The following is a 6,363-nucleotide window of genomic DNA, read 5'->3' on the forward strand; positions in this document are numbered from 1 at the left end:
TGAATTTAAGAGTTTTAATAGCTCCTTACGTAAATTTAACGCCTAAGTATGATTCATGCGTTTTTTTAGCTGAGTTAGTAGGTATCTATGTAGTTTTGCCAAAACTTATTTTTCTATTCGATAGGGTTCGCTATCTATGAGCAATTCGGTTTCAGTAACTATACTCACAAAAAACAGCCAGAAGCACCTGTTTGCATGCCTTAGTGCCCTGCAAGGTTTTTCAGAAATTATCGTGCTTGATAACGGCTCCACAGACAGCAGCCTCAGTATTGCCAGAAAGTTTCCTAACGTAAAAGTTATTGAATCTCCTTTTATAGGGTTTGGGCCTTTAAAAAACCTGGCGGCTAAGCATGCTGCAAATGCCTGGATTCTCTCTATTGATAGTGACGAAGTATTATCAGAGGAACTAAGAGAGGAGCTGCTGCACCTTGATTTGACCGACACGAAGATGGCTTATAGCATCAAGCGCAACAATTATTACCGTAATAAGCTAATTAAAGCCTGCGGATGGGACAATGACTATGTACTGCGTTTATACCACAAAGGCGCAACTGGTTTTGCTGATCTGCAGGTGCATGAGTACGTTCGCACGGAGGGGCTACGCGTACAGCGTTTAACTGGCATACTACATCATTACTCTTACGATTCTATATCGCAGCTGATAGCTAAATCTGATAAGTATACGTCGCTTTTTGCAACAGAAAACCGCTTTCTAAAAAAGTCATCACCATTCAAAAGCTACTACAAAGGCGCCTTCTCTTTCTTCAGAAACTATATTCTGCAACGCGGCTTTCTGTATGGCTACGAGGGTCTGACCATCTCCTTTACTAACGCCGCAAATTCCTTTTATAAGTACATGAAGCTGTATGAAGCAAATCAGACACTACAGATCAGCTTAATTATCCTGAAAGGAAATAAACCAGTGGAATTGGCTGCCCTTAAGTATAGCTTGGCGCAGCTAAACGAAGCGCCCAATGAAGCCTTTTTGACAGGAACAGGCCTTGCTGCAGAAGAATTTGTAGTAAAAATAAAGCATGCACATATCCTTGTTCACCAAGCGCTTACAACTAAACCCAAGGATCAGGCACAGGAACTACAGGAGGCTATCAACCTTGCAAATGGTGAGTATATTGTTTTGATGAATAGCGATGTCGCTCCTGCTCCAGATTTAATAAAAGACTGCAAATTGAAAGCTAAAAAAGGCACTTACTCCAGCTTTGAATCTAACCATGCATCCTATGCAATTGCTTTCTGGAAAAGCGATTTACAAAGCTTTAACTTTTCTAATAGTAGTTTCCTGGCTGGGACTTCCATACAAGACAGTTTAGCGGCCTTACTCTCTGCAAACGGCTTGAAAAAGAATAACTAGAGCATGTGTAAGATGTGTTTTTGAAAGCAGAGAGCATTATTAAATATCTTTGATTTTTGAAGAAAGCAATCCTGCTTTATACCTGACATACCTTCTCTCAAACAACTATATTTTAAGGGATGAACTTAATTTTATTAACCTTCGGATCGAACATAAAGAATCACTACCAGGCTAACTTTTGCATCCTGTCCTTCCTTTGCAAGCAAGAAGAGTATTCATCTATCACTGTTTATACAGATCATCCTGATTTTTATAAACACCTGGCAGGGCTTATAACTGTTGTACCTTTATCACCAGAGACGCTACAGGAGTGGAAAGGCGCCAAAAACTATCTCTTCAGAATTAAGATAAAGGCCCTGGAGCACCATATCATGCATAACAGCGGAGAACCGGTGATATACGTAGACTCCGATACTTTCCTGTATCACTACGACTTAAGGTTCAAACAACTTCTTGCCGAAAACACCGCACTTATGCATGAGGAGGAAGGTGTGCTGGCTCAGCAAAAGAGCAAGACAGTAAGAAGAATGTGGAACCATGTAGGCGGCAAAACCTTTGCAGGCATCTCCATAACGGAAGAACAGACCATGTGGAATTCAGGAGTGATTGGTATACCTGCTCACCGTAACGTAGAAGCAATACAGCTGGCACTGCGCATATGCGACGAAATGCTAATGGCAGGTGTTACCAGTTTTATGCTAGAGCAATATGCCGTATCGCTAGCACTGGCTAAAATATATGGTATTAAACCGGCTGATAAGTGGATAGGCCACTACTGGGCCGCCAAAGACACATGGAACACAGCCATTGCTGATTTCTTCTTAGAATCGTTGCTAAAGGAGCACCATGTAGAGCAGGATATAGAACGTATGAGGCACTTTGATTTTAAAGAACTCCCCGTTTGCTATAAAATGAAGAACACGAAACTGCGCCTTCATAAGATACTGGACAAAGTTTTCCCTCCTAAAGAAGTAACCTACTTAAAATAGCACTGCCTTCGCTAAACACAAATATCGACAACAGAGGTCTCTATTTATACTTGTAAACGAGCAGCCATAAAGATAACTCCGGCACCACTTAAGCATTCTATCTTTACCTGTCCACAGGCAAGTAAGTATACCTCACCAAAAAATTGAAACTATTTTATATAGACTTTTTGCAGATAAGCCCGTAAGCAAATTCATACTTTAACGCCTGTTATTCAGCCTCTCCGGCAGAGGTTGGCAGCACAGAAACTCCGGAGGCTTTTGATGCACTGCTTACGCATACTTGTTATTTTTTTCCTATACATGGCTGCCGCATCTGCTGCGCTGGCCCAACAATATAATATCCAAAGTTGGTCGCTTGAGCAAGGCCTGCCGCAATCGCAAATTACAGCTATACAGCAAGACCACAAAGGATTTCTGTGGCTAGCCACCCGCGCTGGGCTCAGCCGCTTTAACGGGGTTGAATTTAAAACCTATACCAAGGAAGACGGCTTGAGCAGCCATAACATCACCACTCTTTTTCTGGATAGCCAACGGCGCCTTTGGATAGGGACTACAGATGCTGGTTTACTACTTTTTACAGGAGCAGGCTTTCGGCAATATGGAGAAGCGCAGGGGTTAACCGCCAAAGCAGTACGAGCTATATCAGAGGATAATAAAGGCCGGCTATGGCTGGCAACCAACCAAGGTATGTATTCTTTGACTGATGGAAACATCGTCAAGTATAAATCAATACCCAATATAGCGTATACGGCCGTCTCGCATACCAATGCCGGTAAGATGTTAGCAGGTTCCGAAGAAAATGGCCTGTACAGCCTATACTTAGGTAAGGTGACTAACTTTACGACAGAAAACAGTGAGCTCACCAACAACTACATCACCGCTCTTTTATCAGACAAGAGCGGCAACACATGGGTCGGAACTGCTGCCGGATTGGCGCAAATGGGCCTAAACTCACTGAGTAAAGTGCAGCTACCAGCCCACCTGGCGCATAGCCACATCAGCAGTTTTGCAAAGGACAACTACAACAACCTGTGGATTGGCTTGCAGCGGAACGGACTGCTAAAGTATAATGGCAAAGCTTTTACGCATCTTACCCGCCGAAGTGGCCTACGCACCAACCGGATTACTGCTTTGGCTACGGACACAGAAAACAACCTCTGGATTGGCACAAACGGCTATGGATTACAGCAGTATAAATCCCCTTGGTTTGTTCATTTTTTTGATTTCCCGGGCATAACAGAACCCCGCGTTACGGCACTGGCACAAGACGAAAGCGGTGGCATCTGGCTGGCTACTGATGAGGGCGATGTAGCAAAGATGCAGAAGCAAACTCCTGCCTGGGTACAACAGCCGTGGCCACGCGGCACCACTGTTTACAGCCTTAAACCTACCGAGCAAGGCCTTTGGGTTTGTAGCAGCAACGGCATCTGGAAAATAGCAGCACAGGATGTTACACACTTTACGTTTCCTGATCGTGTCACCTCCCCGGATATTTATCAATCAATAGCGACACCCGCAGGAGAGCTTTATTTTGCTACTGCTGCAGGAGTAGCAACCATTGCTGATGACACCCTGCGCCTGCTCGAAAGCCCTGTAAACCCTATAAAGGCTAATACTATTTACCTCGACAGCAAAGGCAGCATATGGGTGGGTGCCGACAAAGGAATCTTCAGCATACAGGAGGGGGAACTGGTGCAGATGTTCTCTGGTTCACAGCTGGCAGAGGTTGGCTCTATCACGGAAGATAAGCAGGGCAACCTATACTTTGCGGCTTTTAACCAAGGCCTGTTCATGCTTCAGGGAAATCAGACAAAGCTTTATACACTAGAAGATGGACTGCCAAACGAAGCGATAAAAAGCATTTTTGCAGATGCGGCCGATAACCTATGGGTTGCCACCAACCGGGATGTGCTTAAGATTCAGTTACCCTCCCTGCGACAGGAAGGCAAATTTACTTACCGCACTTATGCCTCCTACAATGGTTTCAGAGGCCTTGAAATATGCGACAACGCCATCATCCAATCTAAGGACGGATCCATCTGGTTTGGCACCACCAAAGGTCTGACACAATACATCCCTCACCTGGATCGCCAGAACACAAAGCCCTCTAGCGTGATGCTTACTGATGTCATGCTTTACTCCAGGCCCACTAACTGGCAGGAGCTAGGTTATCAAATGGATAGCCTGACAAGCCTGCCAAAGAACCTACGGTTGCCACATACGCAGAATCATCTTTCCTTTAACTTTCATGCAGTTTGCCTATCGGGGCAGGACCAGGTAAGGTATAAGTACCGCTTAGCCGGTTATGAAGACTCCTGGTCGCCGGCTAGTAGCCGCTCCTTCACTACCTATGCCAATCTTTTGCCTGGCACCTATACCTTTGAGCTGATTGCCCAGAACAACGATGGTTACTGGACGCCGCGCCCTCTCTCCTATACTTTCTCCATAGTGCCTCCTATCTGGCGCCGTGAGTGGTTTATAGGGGTGCTGCTTGTGGTGATAGCCGGTGCCATACTTAGCGTGGTGCACCTGCGCGAGCGCAACCTGGTAAAAATGAATACCGTGCTGGAGATGAAAGTAGACCACCGTACCCGCTTGCTGGAACGCAAAAACCGGGAGAAGGAAATTCTTTTGCAGGAGATCCATCATCGCGTAAAAAACAACCTGCAGATTGTGATGAGTATGCTGAATTTACAGGCCCGACATGTACCAGACCCAGCTGCCAAAGATGTGATGCAGGCACTGCGCAGCCGCGTAAGAAGTATGGCTCTGTTGCACGAACGCCTCTACCGCCACAACGACCTGGAGCAGATAAATTTGGAGGACTATTTTCTGGAAGTATGCGAAAGCCTGTATGCTGCTTTCGGCATTAGCATGAACCGCATAATGCTGGAGATGGATATTCCGGAGATAAAAGTTGACGTAGATACAGCCATAACCTTAGGGCTTATTGTCAACGAGCTCGTATCCAACACTTTAAAATATGCTTTTTCTCCAGAAGATCAGGGCATGCTACGCATTGTGCTAACGCAACACGATGAAGTACAGTATACACTAACAGTAAGCGATAACGGCCGCGGCCTACCCGAAAACTTCTATCAGCAGCAGCAGCAAGGCTCTTCTTTTGGGTTAAGGCTGGTGCAGTCGCTGAGCAAGAAGCTGGAAGGACACATTAATTTCTACAACAATCATGGCACAAAATCTACATTATATTTTGTTTTGCCATCATAAATAAATTTTTAACGTATGAACCTATTGCTATGACAAAACCTAAAATCCTGATTTCAGAAGATGAGGTGATTATTGCGGAAGATCTTGCTGCCAGCCTGGAAGATTTAGGGTATGAAACGTGCGCCATAGATACAGGGGAAGACACGATTGACATGATCCGAGAAACAAAGCCAGACCTGGTGCTGCTTGATATTAACCTTCGTGGCAATGCCGACGGTGTTGAGATCGGCTCACGCATCCGGGAAGAGTTTAAGATTCCGTTTATTTACCTTACTGCCTATGCCGATACTGCTACGATAGATCGTGCAAAAAAAACCGAGCCTGATGGCTTTCTGGTGAAACCTTTTGATGACAAGAGCCTGCGCTCTGCCATCGAGATCGCCTTATACAAACACGACTCAAATAATAAAGAAGAGAGAGGCACAAACGGTGCCCATGCGGATAACAAGGAACCAGAGGTTGCTACTGACTATATTTTTGTAAAAGTCAAACACCGTATCATTAAGGTACATTACAGCGATATTCTATGGGTAGAGGCGTATGACAACTACTCCTTTATTGTCACGGCTGACCAGAAGTACCTGGTAAGCTCAACGCTGAAGGATATGGAGCAGAAGCTACCTTCTCAGAACTTTGCCCGCGTACACCGCTCCTATATCGCCAACCTGGATAAGATAGACGCACTGGAGGAGAACTCTGTTGTCTTTACCAAGGGAGATGTGCCTATCGGAAAATCTTATAAGAAAACACTCATGTCCAGATTCAACATTATAT

4 protein-coding genes are annotated in these 6,363 nt (G+C 45.0%); all 4 read left to right on the forward strand.

Annotated elements, in window-relative coordinates:
* Positions 1–136 precede the first annotated feature (136 nt).
* Entirely contained in the window at positions 137–1,369 is a 1,233-nt protein-coding gene (locus ACFQ2O_RS06155; protein ID WP_377524057.1) for a glycosyltransferase family 2 protein, read from the forward strand.
* Between the two features lie 119 nt (positions 1,370–1,488).
* A complete protein-coding gene (locus ACFQ2O_RS06160; protein WP_377524061.1) occupies positions 1,489–2,358 on the forward strand; it encodes a hypothetical protein in 870 nt (289 codons plus the stop codon).
* A 300-nt stretch (positions 2,359–2,658) separates the two neighbouring features.
* On the forward strand, positions 2,659–5,589 hold the full coding sequence (locus ACFQ2O_RS06165; protein ID WP_377524064.1) for a two-component regulator propeller domain-containing protein: 2,931 nt from the start codon (positions 2,659–2,661) through the stop codon (positions 5,587–5,589).
* 29 nt (positions 5,590–5,618) lie between these two features.
* Positions 5,619–6,363: LytR/AlgR family response regulator transcription factor (locus ACFQ2O_RS06170; RefSeq protein ID WP_377524067.1), on the forward strand; the 745-nt coding region annotated here is incomplete at its 3' end.

The sequence above is a fragment of the Pontibacter rugosus genome, assembly GCF_042678745.1.
Taxonomy (GTDB): Bacteria; Bacteroidota; Bacteroidia; order Cytophagales; family Hymenobacteraceae; genus Pontibacter; species Pontibacter rugosus.

What these genes read in the sequence shown, in the direction of transcription:
- ACFQ2O_RS06155 (WP_377524057.1), top strand. Translation starts at nt 137, where the DNA reads ATGAGCAATTCGGTTTCAGTAACTATACTCACAAAAAACAGCCAGAAG.
- ACFQ2O_RS06160 (WP_377524061.1), top strand. Translation starts at nt 1,489, where the DNA reads ATGAACTTAATTTTATTAACCTTCGGATCGAACATAAAGAATCACTAC.
- ACFQ2O_RS06165 (WP_377524064.1), top strand. Translation starts at nt 2,659, where the DNA reads ATGGCTGCCGCATCTGCTGCGCTGGCCCAACAATATAATATCCAAAGT.